This is a genomic window from Klebsiella sp. K5-45 (assembly GCF_030128605.1).
Lineage (GTDB): Bacteria > Pseudomonadota > Gammaproteobacteria > Enterobacterales > Enterobacteriaceae > Klebsiella > Klebsiella quasipneumoniae.
Genome location: NZ_JAKUZW010000003.1, coordinates 272141 through 294059, shown reverse-complemented (window position 1 = coordinate 294059; position 21919 = coordinate 272141). Strand labels below are relative to the sequence as shown.

Sequence of the window (21919 nt, the reverse complement as noted above, 5' to 3'; positions counted from 1 at the left end):
CCGCAGGCGTCACCCTCTCCCCGCACAACGACCTCCATGCCTAACGCTCGGGCTCTTTCTCTTTAAAGTGTTTAACGGCTTCGTCGTATATCGCCAGCAGGCCGGAAATATCGCCTTCATATTGCGGCACGCGCTGGGCGCGAACCAGCTCAATCAGCAGCGCATAGGCTGCTTCTTCCGGGGCCGCATGTGGGTTGATCAGTCCAGACATATCACCTCCTTAACAGTGGGCCTTTAGCCTACCCCTGGGCGGAAAAACGCAACAGCCTGATATGCAACCAGTGCTTCTTGTCTGGCTCTGGTGAAACCTCAGCGGTGAAGACCACGGCGGAAGGGGGGCGTTATCCAGGCCACTGTGGGGCGGTTAGACCGGCAGGAGGCTCATCATCAGCCAGGCGATGGCGATGCAGATAAGCGTCATCGACAGCACAAAATTCATGGTAGCTCCTCTTCATCCTTTCTGTACTCAGCGTAAATTTTGACAGCGCTGATCGCCTTTATCCTTGGCGATTTGTGCCGCTATCCGACGATGGGATGGGGAAAGATGGCCTGTTTCCCCGGAAAGGCCAGCAAAATATCCTCTTTGTCAGAGTCATAGTGATGACATCAATGAATAAGCTGCATCACATTGGTTATGTTGGTCTTTCCGCCTGAAGAATGACTTCAGGTCGCTGATAAGCTGCTGGGGGAACTGACAGGATGAGCACCACACCGTTAACGCTTTCTATTGCCGGGCAACCGACGCCCATCACCCTGCCGCAGGTGCCGGGAACCCGGGGCCATGTGGGAGTCGACATACGCGAGCTGAATCACTCCGGATTCTGCAGCTACGACCCTGGCTTTGCCAACACCGCCGGATGCCAGTCGGCGATCTCGTGGATCGATACGGAAAACAGCGTGCTGCTGCACCGCGGCTATCCGGTGGATCAGCTGGCTCGCCAGTGTGATTTTCTCGAGGTGGCGTACATCATGCTGCGGGGCGACGCGCCGGATGAGGCCAGCTATCAAACGTTTCGCGAGACCATCACCCGCCATACCCTGGTGCACGAGCAGATAGCCCGCATGTGTAGCGGCTTTCGCCGCGATTCGCACCCGATGGCGCTGATGTGTGCTCTGGTGGGGGCGCTGGCGGCGTTCTATCATGATGTTCTGGACGTGGAAAATCCGCAGCATCGGGCGCTGGCCGCCACGCGGCTGCTGTCGAAAATGCCCACTATCGCCGCCATGAGCTACAAGTACACCATTGAACAACCCGCCGCCTATCCGCGCAACGATCTCTCCTATGCCGGAAATTTCCTGCAGATGCTGTTTGCTATCCCGGCCGAAAAGTACGTCCTCAATCCGGTTATCGAGCAGGCGATGAACCAGATCCTGGTCCTGCATGCCGATCACGGGCAGTGCGCCTCCACCACCACGGTGCGCGCGGCGGGCTCCTCCGGAGCGAACTTATTCGCCTGCGTCGCCGCCGGGCTGGCATCATTATGGGGACCGATGCACGGCGGCGCCAATGAGTCGAGCATGCGGATGCTGGAGGAAATTGAAAGCGTCGATCAGGTTCCGGCGTTTCTGCGTCAGGCAAAGCGCGACCCGCAGGCATTTCGCCGCCTCGGTTTTGGCAACTCGCGCTACCGTCACCGTGACCCGCGCGCCGATATCCTGCGTGAAACCAGCCATCGGGTCCTGGCGGAGGTAGGCATGTCTGACCGTCTGCTGCAGGTGGCGATGGCCCTTGAGGACGTGGCGCTGACCGATCCCTACTTTGTGGACAATGGCCTGTCGCCAAGCGTGGATTTTTATACCGCGGTGATCCTCAAGGCGATGAATCTGCCTTCGTCGATGTTTGCGGTGGTCACCGCGGTCGGCCGGACGGTCGGCTGGGTGGCGCACTGGAACGAGATGCACCAGGCGCCGCTGACCATCTACCGGCCACGGCAGATTTACGTTGGCGAGGAGTATCGGGATTACGTCTCCCGACGCGGCGAGCGGTCAACGGGCCCGCAGTGACAGCGGGTGAGGCGAACGCCAGCGCGACCTTCGTGGTGACCTATAACTGATCGGCCTGACGGCGCGGCGCCGTCAGGCATGCGCCAGCAAAGGAAACATCAACTTCCTGTCTTTAAACAAGTTTTCCTTCTGGTCATAGACAAAGAGGATATCTTCTCCCTCAATCTTCTCGTACTCGCCGAGCCGGTCTTCATTGGGGGTAAAGCCGAGGATAGCCTGGTAAACATGGTCATCGGCCAGCTCGTTGACCAGCGTCGACAGGCTTTTGCCCGCATCGCAGAACAGGTCAAAGCAGATCAGCACCGGACCGTTTTGCATGGCGATAACCACCGCCTCATTTTTTGCCGAATAGTAAACGAAATGCTTCATAAAGGCTGAGCAGTAAAACATCAGCAGGCCAAAGTTGTGCTCCACCCGCAGCGGTGAGAACGGGTTGGATTTTTCATAGTAATGGCGGAGCAGGGCGACATCGTCAGCGCTGTCCATATCCAGTTTGCGAAAATCACCGGCGCGCGGAGCGACCGGCATAATATATTGATGCTCTTCGCTGCGGGTGAAACCAAATTTGGGGTAAAAATCCACCGTGGTGGGATTGGCAAATAAAAAGAAGGCGTCCGCCTCCTGCTGCCAGTCCTGCAGAATATGGTGGATAAGCTGGCCGGCTAATCCCTTATTGCGGTGGTCCGGTTCGGTCATCACGGTACCAATCTGAATATACCGCCGGGGCTCGCCCTGCCAGCGCAGATCGATGATGTTGGCCGAGGCGTTAGCGATAATTTTATTACGTTCGACAAAGGCGTAGGGGATATAGGCGTCGGTCCAGTAACCTTGCTGATACCACTCTTCAAAAGACAGGTCGAAAGTCTTAACGGCAAGGTCAATGAAGCTTTTTCTTAATATGTTATTTTCTCTGACTTGCTTCACTAATTGATAATTCATTGTCATAGTTCCTTCTCACTATGGCTTCTGAAAGCGACGACGTCGGCAAAGGCACTTGCGTCGAATGAGCGCTGTAAACGTAGCATATCTGGGAAAAGGATCCGCAATGTCGATGCTTAACCTTTGCCCGAGTCACAAATAACCGCATGAAGGCGTCACAAATGACGTTGAACATCCCGCCGCGCAGCACGTTATCTCCGTGCTGCAGAGCAACCAAGGGGCCAATGCAACAGGCGATGAGAAAATATGCTGTTTGTTTTTTGGGCAACCAGTCGCGCTGTAGAGGTCTGGTTTATTTTTTTATGCGTAAAAAAGGAAGTTTTACGCGATGTGGCTAATAATAGAGTAGCCGCAATCGCAAGACTGAAATTAGTGATTGAACAACGTATAATATCGTGCTTTGTGTCTTAGTGTTACCGCACGAATTGGAAAAATACAACCGGCAGGATCCGCTACTTTATTTCGCGGTTTTTGCTCAGCTATTATTGAGTGAATTAACAGGATTACTATGTCAAATTTACCCAAATTTTCCCGCGCGCTGTTGCACCCGCGTTACTGGCTGTTATGGCTGGGAATTGGCCTCTTATGGCTGCTGGTGCAATTACCGTATCCGGTGATCTACCGACTGGGCACTGCGCTCGGGCGGCTGGCAATGCGGGTGATGAAAAGCCGCGCACGGATTGCCAGACGTAATCTCGAACTCTGCTTTCCCGCGATGAGCGTCGCCGAGCGTGAGGCACTGCTGGTGAAAAACTTTGAATCGCTGGGCATGGGGCTGATGGAGACCGGCATGGCCTGGTTCTGGCCGACGCACCGGGTGGCGCGCTGGACCGAGACCAGCGGCGTAAACGAGGTGGTCGAACTTCTGGAACAAAAGCAGGGCATCTTACTGATCGGTATCCATTTTCTGACCCTCGAAATGGGGGCGAGAATGTATGGCATGTTTACCCCGGGGATCGGCGTCTACCGGCCCAATGATAACCCGCTGATTGACTGGCTGCAGACCTGGGGACGCTTGCGCTCGAACAAGACCATGCTGGATCGAAAAAATCTGAAAGGCATGGTCAGGGCGCTGAAAGAGGGAGAGATCCTCTGGTACGCGCCGGATCATGATTACGGGCCGGCCAGCAGCGTTTTTGCGCCGCTGTTTGCTGTCGAGCAGGCGGCGACCACCACCGGCACCTGGATGCTGGCGAAGATGTCCGGGGCGACGATTGTGCCGTTTGTTCCGCGACGCAAGCCTAACGGTATGGGATATGAGCTGATCTCCCTGACGCCGGAGCGCACGCCGCCGCTGGCCAGCGCCGAGGTTACCGCGGCGTGGATGAACCAGATTATCGAACAGTACATCCTGATGGCGCCTGAACAATATATGTGGCTGCACCGGCGCTTTAAGACCCGCCCGGAAGGGGTGCCGCCGCGTTACTGAACGCTGCGGCCAAAAAATCAGCGCACCGGTAGCACGCTTATTAAATCGCCGTCTATACTGAAAGAGCCTGATCTAAGGCCCATTCCAAGGAGATTGCAGGATGAAAAAAGTGATAGTCGCGTTAGCCCTTTCCGCCGTTGCATTTGGCGCGTCCGCCGCGCAGTTGATCACCAAAGAAGAAGCTAAACACTTCAAACTGACCAAGGTCGGACCGATCTCGGTGGGGCCGTCAGGTGGGCAGTTCTCTTCACCTTCCGATCTGCACGATCAGCTCTCTAAGCTGGCCGATGAGAAAGGCGGAAAGTACTACGTGATTACTGCTGCGCGTGAGCACGGTCCTAACTTTGAAGCCACAGCGGAAGTGTATAAATAATCGATTCTTCCGCGTGCCATAACGGCACGCCATTGACTGAGCCTGGAGCGCATTACGCCTCCGGGCTTATTTTTTTCCGCTGCCCACGTTCCGACGGCTAAGCGGAAGCGAAAACGTTTTTTATCGCTATATATAGATTTCATGATCACGATGTTAATGAATTATTGCTTTTTATTGTTAATAAAGAGCCAATTCTGACCTAATGCCTGAGGGAGTGACCCCTGGCAAAAATAGGTAGGACAAATGTGTTATCATCGCGCCTTTCCCTTTTTGTCTGGGGCTTTCTTGTATGCTACAACCTGTTGTTCGCGTCGGTGAATGGCTGGTAACCCCCTCTGTAAACCAAATCAGCAGGAAGGGGCGCCAGCTTACCCTTGAACCGCGTTTAATCGACCTTCTGGTCTTTTTCGCTCGCCATCCGGGGGAAGTGCTTAGTCGGGACGAGCTTATCGAAAACGTCTGGACCCGGAACGTTGTGACCAGCCACGTCGTCACGCAGAGTATTTCTGAACTGCGCAAGTCGCTCAAAGACGGCGACGACGTTAGCCTTGAGTACATCGCGACGGTACCCAAACGGGGGTATAAGCTCACGGTGCCGGTGATCTGGTGCACCGAAGAAGGGGAGGAACTCGCCCCACAGATGGAGGCGCTGACGCCTTCGCCTTCGGTCGCCGCGACCGCGCCGCCGGCTGCCGGTGCGCCGCCCGATGCGCCCGTCTCCGCCGCCGATCCCGCCGTGCCAGCTCCCGCTCCGACAGTGGCCAGCGCGCCGTCAGTGCGTAAACGGCTCACCACCGCCCTGGTGTGGGGACTGTTCCTGTTGGCGCTGGGCACCTGCGTGGCGCTGGTGGCGCTGTCGAGCATGGAATCGCGGCCGCCGGTCAACAAGGCGCGCCTGTTGCTTAATCCGCGCGATATCGATATCCACCTGGTGAATGGTAACTCCTGCACCAACTGGTCGTCGCAGCACTCCTACGCGGTCGGCCTGGCCAGCCTGATCACCACCTCGCTGAACACCTTCTCGACCTTTATGGTGCATGACAAAACGGACTACAACATCAATGAGCCGAGCAGTTCCGGTAAAACGCTAACCATTGAGTTCGTCAATCAGCGCCACTACCGGGCGCAGCAGTGCTTTATGTCGGTCCAGTTGGTGGATAATGCCGACAGCTCGACGATGCTCGATAAGCGCTACTTTGTGACCAATGACAACCAGCTCACCATCCAGAACGATCTGATGAACAGCCTGTCGGATGCCCTGACGCAGCCGTGGCCGGCGCGGATGCAGGCGATGCTCAGGCAGTATCAGCCGTCGCAAAGCGTGGCGTTAACCTATTTCTACCAGTCGCATCAGCTGTTAATGAAGGGCGATGTTGACTCATTTAGCAAAGCCAGCAGCCTGCTGGATGATGTGATTAAACGGGCGCCTGATTTTATTTACGCGTATGCCGAAAAGACGCTGGTGGATGTATTACGTCATTCACAACAGCCGCTGGATGATAAACAGCTGGCAGCCCTCTATAGCGAAGTTGAACGGGTAGGGGAGATGCCAGGTATTAAAGACATGGCGATTTATTATCAAATAAAAGCGGTGGATTTGCTGGGGAAGGGCAAAGTCGATGAAGCGAATACCGCGATTAACAGTGCGATCGATTTAGAGATGTCGTGGCTGAATTATGTGCTGTTAGGCAAAGTCTATGAGATGAAAGGTGAGAACCGGCTGGCAGCAGATTCTTACATTACGGCGTTTAATTTACGCCCCGGGGGAGACACATTGTACTGGATTGAAAACGGGGTTTTCCAGACGTCGGTCAACCGGGTGGTTCCGTATCTCGATAATTTCCTCTCTTCAGAATAAGTAAACCCTCATCGTGTACAAGGTTTTGGGCATGGTGAGGTTAAATTTATGTTTCTCATGAAGCCTCTTGTTGTTATTTATATTTAGCATTCAGGAGGCTTTAAATAACAGTTCGGCAACACACTGAATCTGGTTTAAGTGCATGTAAAACAACAATTTTTATCTTTTTATGACACCCTGTTGTCATGTTTATATGTTAAGCGAAAAAGGTCAAAATATCATTTGTCTGATGTTTGTTGTTATTTCACTTTATCTTTAGGACTTATCTCGTACAAATCAGTAATCTTGTTGGTAGTTGGTCGGGTCAATTAATGGTTCTGTATCATGATCTGTACCTCCCAAATAAACTTAGGAGAAAAACAACCATGAGTTCTGCCAAGAAGATCGGGCTATTTGCCTGTACCGGTGTTGTCGCCGGTAATATGATGGGGAGCGGTATTGCATTATTACCTGCGAACCTGGCCAGCATCGGTGGTATTGCCATTTGGGGCTGGGTGATTTCAATTATTGGTGCGATGTCTCTGGCTTATGTTTATGCCCGACTGGCCACTAAAAACCCGCAGCAGGGTGGCCCAATTGCTTACGCAGGGGAAATATCTCCGGCATTCGGTTTCCAGACCGGTGTGCTTTATTATCATGCAAACTGGATTGGTAACCTGGCTATCGGGATTACCGCGGTTTCTTATCTGTCTACGTTCTTCCCCATTTTAAATAACCCGGTGCCAGCAGGGATTGCCTGTATTGCCATCGTGTGGATCTTTACTTTCGTTAATATGCTCGGCGGGACCTGGGTCAGCCGTCTGACCACCATTGGTCTGGTGCTGGTGCTTATTCCAGTGGTGATGACCGCGGTCGTCGGCTGGCACTGGTTTGATGTCGCTACCTATCAGGCGAACTGGAACACCTCCAGCTCCACCGATAGCCACGCGGTCATTAAAAGTATCCTGCTCTGCCTGTGGGCCTTCGTTGGCGTAGAATCCGCCGCCGTGAGTACCGGGATGGTGAAAAACCCGAAACGTACCGTACCGCTGGCTACCATGCTGGGTACTGCGATGGCCGGTATCGTCTATATCGCCGCGACTCAGGTTATCGCCGGTATGTATCCTGCTTCTCAGATGGCCGCGTCGGGTGCGCCGTTCGCGATTAGCGCCTCTACTATTCTCGGCGGCTGGGCTGCGCCGATGGTATCCGCTTTCACCGCCTTTGCCTGCCTGACTTCTCTGGGCTCGTGGATGATGCTGGTTGGCCAGGCCGGTGTCCGCGCCGCCAACGACGGCAACTTCCCGAAAGTGTATGGCGAAGTTGATAGCAACGGTATCCCGAAAAAAGGCCTGCTGCTGGCCGCAGTGAAAATGACCGCGCTGATGGTGCTGATTACCCTGATGAACTCCGCCGGTGGTAAAGCCTCTGACCTGTTCGGCGAACTGACCGGTATCGCGGTACTGCTGACCATGCTGCCTTACTTCTACTCCTGTGTTGACCTGATTCGTTTTGAAGGCATCAACATCCGTAACTTTGTCAGCCTGATTTGTTCGGTACTGGGTTGCGTGTTCTGCTTCATCGCGCTGATGGGCGCAAGCTCCTTCGAACTGGCCGGCACCTTTATCGTTAGCCTGATTATCCTGATGTTCTACGGTCGCAAAATGCACCAGCGCCAGAACAACACATCGGATAGCAACAGCCCCGCTAACGCGCACTAATCAGTAACCCTTTTTCCTGAGGCTCCTTCCATCACCTGTCATAGCGCGACGGGAGGGGCTTTCTACATCTGGAGATTTGACTATGAACGTTATTGCAATCATGAATCACATGGGGGTTTACTTCAAAGAAGAACCCATCCGTGAACTGCATCGTGCTCTCGAACGCCTGGACTTCCGCATTGTCTACCCGAACGACCGTGACGACTTATTAAAACTGATCGAAAACAACTCTCGTCTGTGCGGCGTGATCTTCGACTGGGATAAATACAATCTCGAGCTGTGCGAAGAAATCAGCAAAATGAACGAGTACATGCCGCTGTATGCGTTCGCTAACACCTACTCCACGCTGGACGTTAGCCTGAACGATCTGCGCATGCAGGTTCGCTTCTTCGAATATGCGCTGGGCGCTGCGGAAGATATCGCGAACAAAATCAAACAGAACACTGACGAATATATCGACACCATTCTGCCGCCGCTGACCAAAGCGCTGTTCAAATATGTGCGTGAAGGCAAATACACCTTCTGTACCCCGGGCCACATGGGCGGTACCGCCTTCCAGAAAAGCCCGGTAGGCAGCATCTTCTACGATTTCTTTGGCTCCAACACCATGAAATCCGATATCTCGATTTCGGTTTCTGAACTGGGTTCCCTGCTGGACCACAGCGGCCCGCACAAAGAAGCGGAAGAGTATATCGCTCGCGTATTCAATGCTGAACGCAGCTATATGGTGACCAACGGCACCTCTACCGCCAACAAAATCGTCGGTATGTACTCCGCGCCGGCCGGCAGCACCGTATTGATTGACCGTAACTGCCACAAATCGCTGACTCACCTGATGATGATGAGCGACATTACGCCGATCTACTTCCGTCCGACCCGTAACGCCTACGGCATCCTCGGCGGTATCCCGCAGAGCGAATTCCAGCACGCGACTATCGCCAAGCGTGTGAAAGAGACGCCGAACGCGACCTGGCCGGTACACGCGGTGATCACCAACTCGACTTACGATGGTCTGCTGTACAACACTGACTTCATCAAGAAAACCCTGGATGTGAAATCCATCCACTTTGACTCCGCGTGGGTGCCTTACACCAACTTCTCGCCGATCTATGAAGGCAAATGCGGGATGAGCGGCGGCCGCGTCGAAGGGAAAGTGATTTACGAAACCCAGTCCACGCACAAACTGCTGGCGGCGTTCTCTCAGGCGTCGATGATCCACGTGAAAGGCGACGTTAACGAAGAGACCTTTAACGAAGCCTACATGATGCACACCACCACCTCTCCGCACTACGGGATCGTGGCGTCCACCGAAACCGCGGCAGCGATGATGAAAGGCAACGCCGGTAAGCGCCTGATCGACGGCTCTATCGAACGTTCCATCAAGTTCCGTAAAGAGATCAAACGTCTGAAAGGCGAGTCTGACGGCTGGTTCTTCGACGTATGGCAGCCGGAACATATCGACGGCCCTGAATGCTGGCCGCTGCGCTCCGACAGTGCATGGCACGGTTTCAAAAACATCGATAACGAACACATGTACCTCGACCCGATCAAAGTCACGCTGCTGACTCCGGGGATGAAGAAAGACGGCACCATGGATGACTTCGGTATTCCGGCAAGCATCGTGGCGAAATATCTCGACGAACACGGCATCGTGGTGGAGAAAACCGGTCCGTACAACCTGCTGTTCCTGTTCAGCATCGGTATCGACAAAACCAAAGCGCTGAGCCTGCTGCGTGCGCTGACCGACTTCAAACGCGCGTTCGACCTGAACCTGCGGGTGAAAAACATGCTGCCGTCGCTGTACCGTGAAGATCCTGAATTCTATGAGAACATGCGTATTCAGGACCTGGCGCAGAACATTCACAAACTGATTGAGCACCACAACCTGCCGGATCTGATGTTCCGCGCCTTCGAAGTGCTGCCATCGATGGTGATGACCCCGTATGCCGCGTTCCAGAAAGAGCTGCACGGTCAGACGGAAGAAGTGTACCTCGAAGAGATGGTCGGCCGCGTCAACGCCAACATGATCCTGCCGTATCCTCCGGGAGTGCCGCTGGTGATGCCGGGTGAAATGATCACCGAAGAGAGCCGTCCGGTGCTGGAGTTCCTGCAGATGCTGTGCGAAATCGGCGCCCACTACCCGGGCTTCGAAACCGATATCCACGGCGCCTATCGTCAGGCGGATGGTCGTTACACCGTTAAAGTGCTGAAAGAAGAGAATAACAAGTAATAGACGCACACCAGGGAAGTGGCTTGCCACTTCCCTTTTTCACGCTGCAAGGAGAACACATGAAAACACCCTCACAGCCGCGCGCGATTTACTACATCGTTGCGATCCAGATCTGGGAGTACTTCAGCTTTTACGGCATGCGCGCCTTACTCATCCTCTACCTCACCCACCAGCTTGGCTTCGACGACAGCCACGCCATCAGCCTGTTCAGCGCTTACGCATCTCTGGTTTACGTTACCCCTATTCTCGGCGGCTGGCTTGCCGACCGTCTGCTCGGCAACCGCACGGCGGTGATTGCCGGGGCGCTGTTGATGACTCTCGGCCACGTGGTGCTGGGCGTTGAGTCGACCTCCGCATGGAGCCTGTACGTCGCGCTGGCGATCATTATCTGCGGCTATGGCCTGTTCAAATCCAATATCAGCTGCCTGCTTGGCGAACTCTACGCCCACGACGATCCGCGTCGCGACGGCGGCTTCTCGCTGCTGTACGCCGCCGGCAATGTCGGCTCCATCGCCGCGCCCATCGCCTGCGGGCTGGCGGCCCAGTGGTACGGCTGGCATATCGGCTTCGCCCTGGCGGGAATCGGTATGTTCATCGGACTGATGATTTTCTTAAGCGGCAGCCGCCATTTCCGGCATACCCGCGGCGTCGATAAACCGGCGCTGCGGGCGGTGAAATTCGTGCTGCCGACCTGGGGCTGGCTGCTGGTGATGCTGTGCCTGGCGCCGGTGTTCTTCACGCTGCTACTGCAAAACAACTGGTCCGGCTATCTGCTGGCGATCGTCTGCTTGTTTGCCGCCCAGATGGTGGCGCGGATCATGATCAAAGCGCCCGAGCATCGTCGCGCGCTATGGCAGATCGTCCTGCTGATGCTTGCCGGGACGCTGTTCTGGGTGCTGGCGCAGCAGGGCGGGAGCTCGATTAGCCTGTTTATCGACCACTTTGTTAACCGCCGCCTGCTGAACTGGGAGGTGCCGACGGCGCTGTTCCAGTCGGTTAATGCGGTGGCGGTGATGGCGGCCGGCGTGATCCTGGCGTGGCTGATCCGCCCGGAAGGGCGAACCCGCTCGGTGTTAAAAGTGTGGCTGAAATTCGCATTCGGCCTGCTGCTGATGGGCGGCGGATTTATGCTGCTGGCGCTGAATGCCCGCCACGGCGCGGCTGACGGTCAGGCCTCGATGGGCATGATGGTCGCCGGGCTGGCGATGATGGGCTTTGCCGAACTGTTTATCGACCCGGTGGCGATGGCGCAAATCACCCGCCTGAACATGCCCGGCGTCACCGGGGTGTTGACCGGGATCTACATGCTGGCCACCGGCGCGGTGGCCAACTGGCTGGCGGGCGTGGTCGCCCAGCAGACCACCGAATCGCAAATCAGCGATACGGCGATTGCCGCCTATCAGCATTTCTTCTCGCAGATGGGGGAATGGACCCTCGGCTGCGTGGCGGTGATGGTGATTATCGCCTTTGCCGCAGCCTGTAGCGTCGGCAAACGCCGCGCGGCGGCTGGCGAACTTCCCGGCGGCGGCGCCTGATGCGCGTCCCGGCGGGCTATCGGCCAGCGCGATTTATCGCCCCGGTAAGCGCAGCGCGACCGGGGGTATTCCATCAACAGCGGAGCGCAAAGCCGCTCCTTGCACAGCGTAGTGAACAGGAGGAGGATATTCTGGCAGGCGCGGAAGCCAACGATAAAAAATACCGTTAGTGAAGGCATAGCTGAGTGAGATCAGCTTGAAGTGAAGCCAGATTCGTTACTCTTGTTCTTCGGTGTAAAGCCGGAGACAGGCCGCGCGGAAGGGTGACCTGGTTCAATTTATCGAAGCTAGTTTGAAAGCAAGGTTATGAGGAACCCATATGTCTGAACAACAAGCACAAGGTGCCGATGAGGCCATTGACCTTAATAATGAACTGAAAACTCGTCGCGAAAAACTGGCTGCGCTGCGTGAGCAGGGCGTAGCTTTCCCCAACGATTTCCGTCGCGATCATACCTCTGACCAATTGCACGCTGAATTCGATGCGAAGGATAACGATGAACTCGCTTCCCTGAACGTTGAAGTTGCGGTGGCCGGCCGGATGATGACCCGCCGCGTGATGGGCAAAGCCTCCTTCGTCACCCTCCAGGACGTCGGCGGCCGTATCCAGCTGTACGTGGCCCGCGATGACCTGCCGGAAGGCGTCTACAACGAACAGTTTAAGAAATGGGATCTCGGCGACATCATTGCCGCCCGCGGCAAGCTGTTCAAAACGCAAACCGGCGAACTCTCCATCCACTGCACCGAGCTGCGCCTGCTGACCAAAGCCCTGCGCCCGCTGCCGGATAAATTCCACGGCCTGCAGGATCAGGAAGTCCGCTATCGCCAGCGCTATCTGGATCTGATCGCTAACGAAGAGTCGCGCCATACGTTCCGCATCCGCTCGCAGATCCTCGCGACCATGCGTCAGTTCATGGTGGCTCGCGGCTTTATGGAAGTGGAAACCCCGATGATGCAGGTGATCCCTGGCGGCGCGTCCGCCCGTCCGTTTATCACTCATCACAACGCGCTCGATCTCGATATGTACCTGCGCATCGCGCCGGAACTGTATCTGAAACGTCTGGTGGTCGGCGGTTTCGAACGCGTGTTTGAAATCAACCGTAACTTCCGCAACGAAGGGATCTCGGTACGTCATAACCCAGAGTTCACCATGATGGAACTGTACATGGCGTACGCGGACTACAAAGACCTGATCGAACTGACCGAGTCGCTGTTCCGCACCCTGGCGCAGACGGTGCTGGGCAAAACCGAAGTGCCGTATGGCGACCAGGTGTTTGACTTCGGCAAGCCGTTTGAAAAACTGACCATGCGCGAGGCGATCAAAAAACATCGTCCGGAAACCAACATGGCGGATCTGGATAACTTCGACGCGGCGAAAGCGCTGGCGGAATCTCTCGGCATTCAGGTAGAGAAAAGCTGGGGTCTGGGGCGCATCGTCACCGAAATCTTCGATGAAGTGGCGGAAGCGCACCTCATCCAGCCGACCTTCATTACCGAATACCCGGCGGAAGTCTCCCCGCTGGCGCGCCGCAACGACGTGAACCCGGAAATCACCGACCGCTTCGAGTTCTTCATCGGCGGCCGCGAAATCGGTAACGGTTTCAGCGAGCTGAACGATGCGGAAGATCAGGCGCAGCGTTTCCAGGATCAGGTCAACGCCAAAGCGGCGGGCGATGACGAAGCGATGTTCTATGACGAAGACTACGTCACCGCGCTGGAGTACGGCCTGCCGCCGACCGCCGGTCTGGGCATCGGTATCGACCGCATGGTGATGCTGTTTACCAACAGCCATACCATCCGCGACGTAATCCTCTTCCCGGCCATGCGTCCGCAGAAGTAATCTGTTGCACTCCCTCCCGGCCCGCGCCGGGAGGTCTCCCCGCATGAGTCACATCACATTGCTTGCCTGGCCGGATGAACCGGTCACCGCAGTCTATCGGCATGGTGTGCCCCCGCCGGGGAGCAGAGAGTTTACTCTATTTTTTGCAACGTGCCGCGCTGGCTGCCGTTTGTCCAGTTGCCGTTAAAGGCATCGTTGAGAGTAAAGGTTGAGTTTTTCACCCGGAAAGTCAGCTTACCCTGGCTCGCTTTCGCGTCCTCCACCAGATGACCATGAGTTTTCACCGTTTTAGCGGTGACGGTAATCTCATCAATTTTATCGCCATATTCAGTATAAACATACCAGGTGCCCAGCCAGGGGCCGAAGCCGCTGCTGGCCTGCTGCGCGGCGGCGGCATTCTCGGCTTTGGTTTTATGAATATCGCAGGTGGTCTCGTCGGTCATCTGCGTACAGCCGGAGCGTTCAAGCTGCTCCCGGTATTTCGCGCTAATGGCGTGGGCCGGCGCGGCGGCGACCAGCGCCAGGGTGAGGGTGGTGAAAAGCCAGGTCTTATTCATCTTATTGTTTCTCATTGCGATAGCGGCGCGCATTGTCATAAAGGTTGATACACATTGGTGTATTCTCCGGGGGCGTCAGAATAAATATAACCGCAGCCATTCCTGACAAATAATGAGCAGAAAGGCGAAGGGTTATTTATTTGTAAAAACATCATTACCCTGATTTTATTTATCACCGTATCTTCCCGCTGCTTGTCATATTATTGCAGAGAGAATGTTAAGTAATTGATGTTTTAAAAGCGATTATTTGTCACTTACGCAAATAACAGCAGGCCAGACCTGGGCGCAGGGCTAAAGCCCGCGCTGGTGCGGTATTGAGTTTTTTTCATATTGCTATCATCATATTTCGAATGAAAGGGATAACCTCTGAAACGGGTTATTAAGCCAGTAATTTTTATCTGCAAAATAAGCCTGCGGCAAGCATTATTTCCATTAATTTTCCAGGGCTACTGGCGACAACGGATATTCCGCCCGCGGCAATGATGGATTTCCATCATTTCTCCGTTTTCATCGCTGGTCGTCGCCTGCTTATAGTGACGGCACACCAGACGACTGGCTGAAAAGGAGATAAACATGGCGACAGAGCACCTGCAGTGGGGCATTAGCCCCCTGTGCTGGACCAACGATGTGCTGGAGGATTTAGGCGGCGATATCCCTCTCGACACCTGTCTGCGCGAGGCGCGGGAGGCGGGATTTCAGGGCATTGAGTTAGGGCGCAAGTTTCCCCGCCAGGCGGAGACGCTGGGGCCTCTGCTGGCGGCGGCTGACCTGCGGCTGGCGTCCGGCTGGTACAGCGGCTTACTGGCTGACCGCAGCGTGGAAGCGGAGCTGGAGGCGGTGCGGGGCCACGCGCAGCTCCTGCAGCAGCTCGGCGCCAGGGTCATGGTCTATGGCGAGTGCGGGCAACTGCCCGGTGAAACGCCGCTTGATGAGCCGATCTCGCTCTCACCGCCGTTAAGCCGCGTCAGTCTGACGGCGTATTGCCATAAGCTGAATACCTTTGCCGACCTGCTGCTGCGGGACTACGGTCTGCGGCTGGCCTATCACCATCACCTGATGATGCTGGTGGAGCACGACGATGAGCTGGAGCGGTTTCTGTCACAGACCCATGACAACGTCGGGCTGGCGTTTGATACCGGACACGCCTTCGTCGCCGGGGTCGATATCCCGCGCGTGCTGGAAAAATATGGTCACCGTATACGCCATCTGCATCTGAAAGACGTCCGTCCGCAGGTGCTGGGGCGCCTGTATCGCGAAAACCTGAGCTTTAACGAGGCGGTGCGCGCCGGGCTGTTTACCATCCCAGGCGACGGCTGCATCGACTATGCGCCGATCCTCGACTTTGCCCGCGACAGCGACTACCGCGGCTGGCTGATTATCGAAGCCGAGCAGGACCCGGCGATGGCGCCGCCGTTGGCCACCGCCCGCCGCGCCTTCGCCTGGCTGGCGCACCATTTCTCGTCCCCTTCATCATCAGAGGAGCACGCATCATGAGCGCGCGGTTAAATATTGGTCTCATCGGCTCCGGTTTTATGGGCCAGGCGCATGCCGACGCTTACCGTCGCGCGGCCATGTTCTATCCCGATCTGCCGAAGCGCCCCTATCTTTACGCGCTGGCGGATCAGGATCAGGCGCTGGCCGAACGTCATGCGGTGAAGCTGGGGGCGGAGAAGGCTTACGGTGACTGGCGCGAACTGGTGAACGATCCGCTGGTGGACGTGGTGGATATTACCTCGCCGAACCATCTGCACTACACGATGGCGATGGCGGCGATCGCGGCGGGTAAACATGTCTATTGCGAGAAGCCGCTGGCGGTTAACGAGCAGCAGGCGCAGGAGATGGCGCAGGCGGCCCGGCGCGCGGGGGTGAAGACCATGGTGGCCTTTAACAACATCAAAACCCCGGCGGCGCTGCTGGCAAAGCAGATTATCGCCCGGGGCGATATTGGCGAACCGGTGCGCTTTCGCGGCACCTTTGATCAGGGGTTTTATAACGACCCGAACCTGCCCTGGTCCTGGCGCTGCTCGAAAACCCTCGGCGGCAGCGGGGCGCTTGGCGACCTCGGCGCCCATACCCTGTCCGTCGCCCAGTTTTTGATGGGCGGGATCCGTGAAGTGACCGCCAGCGCGCAAACCTGTCTGCGCCAGCGTCCGGTACCGCAGACCGATGCCGGGTATGCCAGCCGGGTCGCGGCCGATGCCGAGTGGCGGGAAGTGGAAAATGACGATCAGGTTCAGTGTCTGGTCAATTTTGACAGCGGCGCCGCGGGGGTGATTGAAGCCTCGCGCATCGCCGCCGGGCGCATCTTCGGCGTCTTTTGGGAGGTCTCCGGCACCGAAGGCACGCTGTATATGGACGGGGAGCGCTTTAACGAACTGCAGGTCTATCGCTTCCGCGATGACAAACACGACCGCGGCTTTAAAACGCTGTATGCCGGGAGCCAGATCCCGGCCTATGCCGGCTTCTTCGGCTTCGATTTTGGCGGCGGTGGGTTGGGCTATTTTGACGTCAAGGTGATTGAAGTGCATGACCTGGTGCAGGGGATTTGCGGGGACGACGACTGTTATCCCAGCTTTGAATTTGGTTTACAGAATCAGCGCGTGCTGTCGGCGATTGAAGCCTCAATGGTCAGCCGTCGCTGGGTTAACGTGGTTAAGGATTAAGGAGCCGTTATGTTTCCCTCACAATTACCGACCCCGCGCCGCCCGGCGGCGCAGAGCATTCCCTCCCTGCGCTGGGGCATCATCGGTCCAGGCTGGATCGCCGAGCGCTTTGTGCACTCATTGAAAACCCAGAGCCGGCAGCAGGTGGTGGCCGTTGCCTCCCGCAGCCAGGCGAAGGCCGACCGGGTAGCCGCGGAATGGGGGATCCCCCAGGCTTACGGCCATGTGGCGGAGATGCTGGCGCGTCCGGATATTGATGCGGTGTATATTGCGACGCCGCACAACCATCACTTTCCCGACGGCATGCAGGCGCTGAAGGCGGGCAAACACGTGCTGATTGAGAAGCCCTTCGCGCTCAACCTTGGCGAAGGACGTGAACTGCAGGCCGAAGCCGCCCGCCAGGGAAAACTGGCGCTGGAGGCGATGTGGTGCGATTACGCGCCGAAGTATGATGTGATCCGCCAGCTGCTGGAGGATGGGGTACTCGGCGACCTGCATACCCTGCTGGCCGATCACGGCGAGTATTTTACTACTGACCACCGCATCTTTAATGCCGACCTTGCCGGCGGGCCGATGATGGATCTCGGCAGCTATCTGACCTCGTTTGCGCTAATGGTGGGCGGTATGCCGCAGGAGATAGTCGCCCGCGGCAGCGCGACGGCAGAGGGGCTTAACGGTCAGACGTCGATGCTGTTCAGCTGGCGGAACGGGATGCAGGGGCTGTTAAACACGACGTTGTTCAGCAACACGCCGGGTGGGGCGGTGGTGGCCGGACGCCAGGCGACCCTGACGATCGACGGTCAGTTTTACGCCCCCGGCGGGTTCACCCTCGCTGCCAGCCAGGGCGGGCAGGCGCTGCGCTGGGAAGAGCCGCGCAATCGCTACGACCAGCTGTTCTGGCAGGCGGAGCATTTTGCCTGGTGCGTCGGTCAGGGGCTGCGGGACTCGCCGCTGCGGCCGCTCAGTCGGGTGCTGCAGAATCTGCAGGTGATGGATGAGGTGCGGCGCCAGGTGGGCGCGGTGTTTAACGAAGAACGCTAAGGGGCCGGCCGGGCTTTGGTTTGCAGGCAGCGCGAGCGTGTCCGCCATTGCCCGGCAGCGGGACGCGCACGGTGCCGGCTGTCCTTGCCCGGCGGCGCTGCGCTTGCGCGGGCCTGGGATATCTATGCAACCATTTGATATTAAAGCAGATTAATGCCTGTGTTATGTAGGCCGGGCAAGGCGTTGCCGCCGCCCGGCATAAAGGCAGGTTCAGAGCCTGATAGCTGGTGCCACGCAACCCCTCATCGACAGTCGTCGACGGCGACAAACTGGCCGCGCTGCAGAGACTGAACGGCCGCTTCGGCAATCGCCTGCGCCTGCAGGCCGTCCACCAGGCCGGGCAGGTCGGCCACGGTTTCGCCATTCAGAGCGCGGATAAAGGCGTCAAGATGCTGGTAATAAGATCCTTGCACCCGGCTGAACCAGTCCGGCCACAGGCCTGGCTCAATGCGCTGATTGCCGCGCCACAGGGTAGGGCCCACCGGCGACTGGCTGCCGGACTCCAGCGCGCCCTCTGCGCCCAGCAGGGTGATCCGTTCATCATACCCGTGGCCGGTGCGGCGGGTGTTGTCCAGCTGCGCCAGCGCGCCGCCGCGCATCTGCATCATCAGGATGGAGGTGTCAACATCGCCAAATTCGGCGATTTCCGGCAGGGCCAGCGCCGCGCCCATCGCCGCCACGGTATGCACTTCATCGCCGGTGAGAAAGCGCAGAAGGTCGAAGAAGTGAATCGCCTGATCGCGCATCTGACCGCCGGAGCTGCGCAGATAGTCGAGCGGCGGCATGCTGGAGGCGCGGCAGACCATCTGCACCAGCTCCACCCGACCGATCGCGCCCTGCTCCAGCTGGCGGCGGAGCTGCTGATGGCTGCTGTCGAAGCGCCGGTTAAAGCCGACGGTGACCGGCACGTTCAGGGGAAGCACCCGCTCCACCACCTCGCGGGCGCGCGCCAGGGAGAGGTCGATCGGTTTTTCGCAATAGACCGCCTTGCCCGCCCGAGCGGCGGCTTCCAGCAGTTCGGCATGCGACGGGGTCGAGCTGGCGATCAGCACAGCGTCGATGGCGTCGCTACGGAGAGCCTCGCTCACCGTCACCGCCCGGGCGCCATAGCGGGCGGCCAGCGCCTGGGCGCGCTCCGGCGCGACATCGGCTACCATCGTCAACTCGCTCCCGTCATGACGGGCGAGGCTGGCGGCATGAACCTGACCGATAAAACCACTGCCTACCAGGGCAAAACGTTTGCAATTCATTATTTTTCTCCAGAATGGCGAAGGGACGATGCCACCATAATCGGTTTGCTAAACTCACTGACACTGCCGTTTTGATGTATTTCCATCATTGAAGAGAGGGGCGATGAAAAACATGTCACTGGCGATGCTGGCCAGACAGATTGGCGTCGGCGTGGCCACTGTGGACCGGGTGCTGAACGAACGCGGCGGCGTATCGCCGCAGACCACGCGCAAAGTGCTGCAGGCGGCGCGGGAGGCGGGGCTGAAGCGCATCCTGCCGGAGGAGCACCGCTTTCCCTGGCAGATTGAGCTCTTTCTCAGCAGCAATGACTCGTTCTTTTTTCCGCAGCTGGCGCAGGATTTCGCCGCCGTCGCGGATAGCCTCGGCTATCGCCGTCTGACCCTGCACCGCACCTTTGTCCCGGAGTCGCAGCCGGCGACCCTGGCCCGGCGCATTATGCGCAGCTGCCAGCAGCGTCAGGGGATCATCGTCTTCGGCAATGACCACCCTGTGGTGCATGACGCGCTGCGCCGCTGCCGGGAAGCGGGCGTCCCCGCCATCACCCTGGCGACGGATCTGCCCGGCGCCGACCGGCTCTGCCACGTCGGGATCAATCAGCTGCAGGCTGGCCGCACCGCGGGGTTAATGATGGGGAGAATGACGCCGCGGCCCGGGGAGGTGCTGATGGTGAGCGGCCGGGAGGATTACAGCGCGCATCGCCTGCGCATCCAGGGGTTCCGCGAGGTGCTGAGCCAGCGCTTTCCCCACCTGCAGCTTAATGAGGTACTGGCAGGCGAGGAGCGGCGGGAGCAGATCACCCGCCTGCTGGAGCAGGCCCTGTGCCGCAGCCGGCATATTGTCGGGATCTATAATACCGGGCTTGGCAATACTCAGATTGCCGAGGCGCTGGCTCGCCACCGCCGCGAAAGCGACGTCTGCTGGATCACCCATGAGCGCTACAATACCACCCGCCAGCAGCTGGCCCGGGGCAGCCTGGCGTTAACGCTCGATCAGAACACCCGCCAGCACGCCCAGCTGGCGATCGACCTGATGCTGCGCCATCTGGAGTCCGGCTATCAGCCGCAAACCTATGCCGACGGGAAAGTCGACTTTATCCTCTACAGCGCCGAGAACGTGGACTAAGGCGTGCGGCGCCTCCCTTCCTGACAACACGGATTTCCCCGGCGGGTAAATGTCAACCCCGCCGGGGGCGATCGCTTTAAAGCGTTGTCTGCCTCTCATTTTTCGCTCATTTATGCAGCAATGTTAGATGTCTGTCAAAATTCTGTTACTGCATAGTTTTAAAATTTTCATTTCAGTTATTTACTTATAAAAGTTTCAAATGTCTTGTTAATGAAATAAATAGTCTGGAATTCACGGTGTGGCATAAATGGACTGATGTTTCAAAAAAGTGATGATAAAACAGCCATTATTTGTGATTCCGATCACGACGAAATGCGGAAAACCCCGCAGCGCCGTCGCCGTTACAACAGACATTTGTCGCAACCTGACTGAAATTAATTTTTCATTTTGTTTCATTCACCGGCGTACCTACAAAATCAAGGATCAACTATGAATATTAAGAAAACGATTGTTGCCTCTTTGTTAGCCTGCATGCTGCCTGCGGTGGTTATGGCAAAAGATGTCTCCATTGGCGTCTCGATGGCGCTGTTTGACGATAACTTCCTGACGATCCTGCGTACCTCGATGCAAAAAGAGATGAAAAAAGATGGGGTGAAATCGCAGATCGAGGACGCGAAAGGGGATGTCTCCCAGCAGCTGCAGCAGGTGCAGAACTTTATCGGCCAGGGGGTGGACGCCATTATCGTTAACCCGGTGGATACCAATGCGGTGAAACCGATCATGGATCAGGCCACCAAGGCCGGGATCCCGCTGGTATTTGTGAACCGTCGCCCGCAGGCGGAGCTGACCGACAAGATGGCCTACGTGGGGTCGGACTCGATTCTCGCCGGCCGTCTGCAGATGGAAGCGCTGGCGAAAGCGATGAACGGTAAGGGCAATGTGGCGATCCTGCTCGGCGACCTGGCGAATGAATCCACTCGCGACCGCACCAAAGGGGTGGAAGAGGTTGTCGCCAAATACCCGAACATCAAAATCGTGCAGAAGCAGACCGCGAAATTCACCCGCAATGACGCCGTGGACGTGGTCAGCAACTGGATGACCAGCGGCGAGGATATCCAGGCCATCGCCTCCAACAACGATGAAATGGCGATCGGCGCCCTGCAGGCGCTGGGTAAAAACCCGAACCATATTCTTATCGCCGGCGTGGATGGCACCCCGGATGCGCTGCAGATGCTGAAGAGCGGCAAGATGATCGCCACCATCTTCCAGGATGCGAAAGGCCAGGGCGAGGGCGCCGTAGACGCGGCCATCAAGCTGGCGAACGGTGAGAAAGTGGAGAAAATCATCGACGTGCCGTATCAGCTGATCACCAAAGAGAACATGGCTGAATTTACCAATCGTAATCAGAAATAATCCTGGCCAACCTGTGGTACGGAGGTG

The 21919-nt window shown here is 57.1% G+C and carries 18 protein-coding genes; 14 read left to right on the top strand and 4 right to left on the bottom strand.

From position 1 onward, the window contains the following. Nucleotides 1-40: 40 nt before the first annotated feature. On the bottom strand, nt 41-211 hold the full coding sequence (locus MKS11_RS08065) for a hypothetical protein (protein WP_023319874.1): 171 nt from the start codon (nt 209-211) through the stop codon (nt 41-43). A 302-nt stretch (nt 212-513) separates the two neighbouring features. Between MKS11_RS08065 and MKS11_RS08060 the strand changes: the two genes are divergently transcribed. Next, a complete protein-coding gene (locus tag MKS11_RS08060) occupies nt 514-654 on the top strand; it encodes a hypothetical protein (RefSeq protein WP_165453490.1) in 141 nt (46 codons plus the stop codon). A gap of 45 nt (nt 655-699) precedes the next feature. Then, a complete protein-coding gene (locus tag MKS11_RS08055; RefSeq protein ID WP_087771455.1) occupies nt 700-2004 on the top strand; it encodes a citrate synthase in 1305 nt (434 codons plus the stop codon). A 72-nt stretch (nt 2005-2076) separates the two neighbouring features. Here MKS11_RS08055 and MKS11_RS08050 read toward each other — a convergent pair whose 3' ends face one another. Beyond that, a complete protein-coding gene (locus tag MKS11_RS08050; RefSeq protein WP_004202384.1) occupies nt 2077-2943 on the bottom strand; it encodes a GNAT family N-acetyltransferase in 867 nt (288 codons plus the stop codon). Between the two features lie 508 nt (nt 2944-3451). Between MKS11_RS08050 and MKS11_RS08045 the strand changes: the two genes are divergently transcribed. The 7 genes from MKS11_RS08045 (at nt 3452) to lysS (ending at nt 13905) form a co-directional block, all read left to right on the top strand. Continuing rightward, complete coding sequence (locus MKS11_RS08045; protein WP_284109471.1) at nt 3452-4372, top strand: Kdo(2)-lipid IV(A) acyltransferase; 921 nt, start codon at nt 3452-3454, stop codon at nt 4370-4372. 100 nt (nt 4373-4472) lie between these two features. Continuing rightward, nucleotides 4473-4745 carry a DUF1471 domain-containing protein gene (locus tag MKS11_RS08040; RefSeq protein ID WP_004202387.1) on the top strand — a complete coding sequence of 91 codons (273 nt, stop codon included), beginning with the start codon at nt 4473-4475 and terminating at the stop codon, nt 4743-4745. Nucleotides 4746-5034: 289 nt separating this feature from the next. Further along, nucleotides 5035-6603, top strand: a complete 1569-nt coding sequence (gene cadC, locus MKS11_RS08035) for a lysine decarboxylation/transport transcriptional activator CadC (RefSeq protein WP_284109470.1) — start codon at nt 5035-5037, stop codon at nt 6601-6603. A 365-nt stretch (nt 6604-6968) separates the two neighbouring features. Further along, a complete protein-coding gene (cadB, locus tag MKS11_RS08030) occupies nt 6969-8303 on the top strand; it encodes a cadaverine/lysine antiporter (RefSeq protein WP_017898811.1) in 1335 nt (444 codons plus the stop codon). An 82-nt stretch (nt 8304-8385) separates the two neighbouring features. Beyond that, complete coding sequence (gene cadA / locus MKS11_RS08025; protein WP_002892486.1) at nt 8386-10533, top strand: lysine decarboxylase CadA; 2148 nt, start codon at nt 8386-8388, stop codon at nt 10531-10533. Nucleotides 10534-10592: 59 nt separating this feature from the next. Next, a complete protein-coding gene (gene dtpD / locus MKS11_RS08020; RefSeq protein WP_087771452.1) occupies nt 10593-12068 on the top strand; it encodes a dipeptide permease DtpD in 1476 nt (491 codons plus the stop codon). A gap of 319 nt (nt 12069-12387) precedes the next feature. Next, nucleotides 12388-13905, top strand: coding sequence for a lysine--tRNA ligase (lysS, locus tag MKS11_RS08015; RefSeq protein WP_004202393.1), 1518 nt, complete (start codon nt 12388-12390; stop codon nt 13903-13905). Nucleotides 13906-14036: 131 nt separating this feature from the next. On the opposite strand, the gene MKS11_RS08010 is transcribed toward lysS, so the two are convergent. After that, the gene (locus MKS11_RS08010) at nt 14037-14462 is read right to left on the bottom strand and encodes a hypothetical protein (RefSeq protein WP_087771451.1); all 426 of its coding nucleotides are present in this window, start codon (nt 14460-14462) and stop codon (nt 14037-14039) included. A gap of 573 nt (nt 14463-15035) precedes the next feature. Here MKS11_RS08010 and iolE point away from each other — a divergent pair. From iolE to MKS11_RS07995, 3 genes are read left to right on the top strand one after another with little or no spacing between them, the layout of a single operon-like run. Beyond that, nucleotides 15036-15956: a myo-inosose-2 dehydratase gene (gene iolE, locus MKS11_RS08005; RefSeq protein ID WP_023319878.1), complete on the top strand. Its 921-nt coding sequence runs from the start codon at nt 15036-15038 to the stop codon at nt 15954-15956. Continuing rightward, the gene (locus tag MKS11_RS08000) at nt 15953-17125 is read left to right on the top strand and encodes a Gfo/Idh/MocA family protein (RefSeq protein ID WP_004202397.1); all 1173 of its coding nucleotides are present in this window, start codon (nt 15953-15955) and stop codon (nt 17123-17125) included. Before iolE ends, MKS11_RS08000 begins: the two co-directional genes overlap by 4 nt. A gap of 9 nt (nt 17126-17134) precedes the next feature. After that, nucleotides 17135-18166 carry a Gfo/Idh/MocA family protein gene (locus tag MKS11_RS07995; protein ID WP_043521401.1) on the top strand — a complete coding sequence of 344 codons (1032 nt, stop codon included), beginning with the start codon at nt 17135-17137 and terminating at the stop codon, nt 18164-18166. A 242-nt stretch (nt 18167-18408) separates the two neighbouring features. Here MKS11_RS07995 and MKS11_RS07990 read toward each other — a convergent pair whose 3' ends face one another. Then, nucleotides 18409-19416, bottom strand: coding sequence for a Gfo/Idh/MocA family oxidoreductase (locus MKS11_RS07990; protein WP_004202399.1), 1008 nt, complete (start codon nt 19414-19416; stop codon nt 18409-18411). A gap of 103 nt (nt 19417-19519) precedes the next feature. Here MKS11_RS07990 and MKS11_RS07985 point away from each other — a divergent pair, with 103 nt between their 5' ends. Together MKS11_RS07985 and MKS11_RS07980 are read left to right on the top strand one after the other, a co-directional pair. Continuing rightward, entirely contained in the window at nt 19520-20539 is a 1020-nt protein-coding gene (locus tag MKS11_RS07985; RefSeq protein WP_048294337.1) for a LacI family DNA-binding transcriptional regulator, read from the top strand. A gap of 429 nt (nt 20540-20968) precedes the next feature. Next, the gene (locus MKS11_RS07980) at nt 20969-21892 is read left to right on the top strand and encodes a sugar ABC transporter substrate-binding protein (protein ID WP_002892597.1); all 924 of its coding nucleotides are present in this window, start codon (nt 20969-20971) and stop codon (nt 21890-21892) included. Nucleotides 21893-21919 lie beyond the last annotated feature (27 nt).

Excerpts from the sequence above, each read along its gene's own strand:
- MKS11_RS08065 (WP_023319874.1), bottom strand. The coding sequence starts at position 211 with ATGTCTGGACTGATCAACCCACATGCGGCCCCGGAAGAAGCAGCCTAT.
- MKS11_RS08055 (WP_087771455.1), top strand. The coding sequence starts at position 700 with ATGAGCACCACACCGTTAACGCTTTCTATTGCCGGGCAACCGACGCCC.
- MKS11_RS08050 (WP_004202384.1), bottom strand. The coding sequence starts at position 2,943 with ATGAATTATCAATTAGTGAAGCAAGTCAGAGAAAATAACATATTAAGA.
- MKS11_RS08045 (WP_284109471.1), top strand. The coding sequence starts at position 3,452 with ATGTCAAATTTACCCAAATTTTCCCGCGCGCTGTTGCACCCGCGTTAC.
- MKS11_RS08040 (WP_004202387.1), top strand. The coding sequence starts at position 4,473 with ATGAAAAAAGTGATAGTCGCGTTAGCCCTTTCCGCCGTTGCATTTGGC.
- cadC (WP_284109470.1), top strand. The coding sequence starts at position 5,035 with ATGCTACAACCTGTTGTTCGCGTCGGTGAATGGCTGGTAACCCCCTCT.
- cadB (WP_017898811.1), top strand. The coding sequence starts at position 6,969 with ATGAGTTCTGCCAAGAAGATCGGGCTATTTGCCTGTACCGGTGTTGTC.
- cadA (WP_002892486.1), top strand. The coding sequence starts at position 8,386 with ATGAACGTTATTGCAATCATGAATCACATGGGGGTTTACTTCAAAGAA.
- dtpD (WP_087771452.1), top strand. The coding sequence starts at position 10,593 with ATGAAAACACCCTCACAGCCGCGCGCGATTTACTACATCGTTGCGATC.
- lysS (WP_004202393.1), top strand. The coding sequence starts at position 12,388 with ATGTCTGAACAACAAGCACAAGGTGCCGATGAGGCCATTGACCTTAAT.
- MKS11_RS08010 (WP_087771451.1), bottom strand. The coding sequence starts at position 14,462 with ATGAATAAGACCTGGCTTTTCACCACCCTCACCCTGGCGCTGGTCGCC.
- iolE (WP_023319878.1), top strand. The coding sequence starts at position 15,036 with ATGGCGACAGAGCACCTGCAGTGGGGCATTAGCCCCCTGTGCTGGACC.
- MKS11_RS08000 (WP_004202397.1), top strand. The coding sequence starts at position 15,953 with ATGAGCGCGCGGTTAAATATTGGTCTCATCGGCTCCGGTTTTATGGGC.
- MKS11_RS07995 (WP_043521401.1), top strand. The coding sequence starts at position 17,135 with ATGTTTCCCTCACAATTACCGACCCCGCGCCGCCCGGCGGCGCAGAGC.
- MKS11_RS07990 (WP_004202399.1), bottom strand. The coding sequence starts at position 19,416 with ATGAATTGCAAACGTTTTGCCCTGGTAGGCAGTGGTTTTATCGGTCAG.
- MKS11_RS07985 (WP_048294337.1), top strand. The coding sequence starts at position 19,520 with ATGAAAAACATGTCACTGGCGATGCTGGCCAGACAGATTGGCGTCGGC.
- MKS11_RS07980 (WP_002892597.1), top strand. The coding sequence starts at position 20,969 with ATGAATATTAAGAAAACGATTGTTGCCTCTTTGTTAGCCTGCATGCTG.